The sequence below is a fragment of the Shewanella sp. SM32 genome, assembly GCF_025654235.1.
Taxonomy (GTDB): domain Bacteria; phylum Pseudomonadota; class Gammaproteobacteria; order Enterobacterales; family Shewanellaceae; genus Shewanella; species Shewanella oncorhynchi.
In genome coordinates, this window is sequence record NZ_JAKKRO010000160.1 from 1 (window position 1) to 927 (window position 927).

Annotated in this window: 1 protein-coding gene; it reads right to left on the reverse strand. The window is 47.2% G+C overall.

The features are described from left to right. The coding region (gene tuf / locus L5M10_RS23915) for an elongation factor Tu (RefSeq protein ID WP_263256102.1) at nt 1–927 on the reverse strand (927 nt) is incomplete at both ends.

The window sequence follows — 927 nt, forward strand, 5'->3', positions numbered from 1 at the left end:
AGCACCAACTGTACGACCACCTTCACGGATTGCGAAGCGTAAACCTTCGTCCATCGCGATTGGGCAAATCAGAGTCACTACCATTTTGATGTTGTCGCCAGGCATTACCATCTCTACGCCTTCTGGCAGTTCGATAGTACCGGTTACGTCAGTTGTACGGAAGTAGAACTGTGGACGGTAGCCTTTGAAGAATGGAGTGTGACGTCCGCCTTCTTCTTTTGACAGAACATAAACTTCTGATTCAAAAGTSGTGTGTGGGTTGATTGAACCTGGTTTAGCCAATACTTGACCACGTTCTACGTCATCACGCTTAGTACCACGTAATAACACACCACAGTTCTCGCCTGCACGACCTTCGTCAAGCAGTTTACGGAACATTTCTACACCAGTACACGTTGTTTTAGTCGTTGTGCGAACACCAACGATTTCAACTTCGTCACCCACTTTAACAATACCACGCTCAACACGACCAGTAACTACTGTACCACGGCCTGAAATTGAGAATACGTCTTCGATTGGCAGTAGGAACGGCTTATCGATRTCACGTTGTGGTTCTGGAATGTAAGAATCCAGTGCTGCGGCTAATTCAAGGATCTTAGCTTCCCACTCTGGTTGACCTTCTAGGGCCTTCAGAGCTGAACCTTGGATTACTGGTAAATCATCACCTGGGAAATCGTATTCTGACAGAAGTTCACGCACTTCCATTTCAACCAATTCCAGTAACTCTTCGTCATCTACCATGTCACATTTGTTCATGAACACGATGATGAAAGGTACGCCAACCTGACGAGAAAGCAGGATGTGCTCACGAGTCTGTGGCATTGGACCGTCTGTAGAGGCAACTACTAGAATCGCGCCGTCCATCTGTGCAGCACCAGTGATCATGTTTTTAACATAGTCAGCGTGGCCTGGGCAGTCTACGTGTGC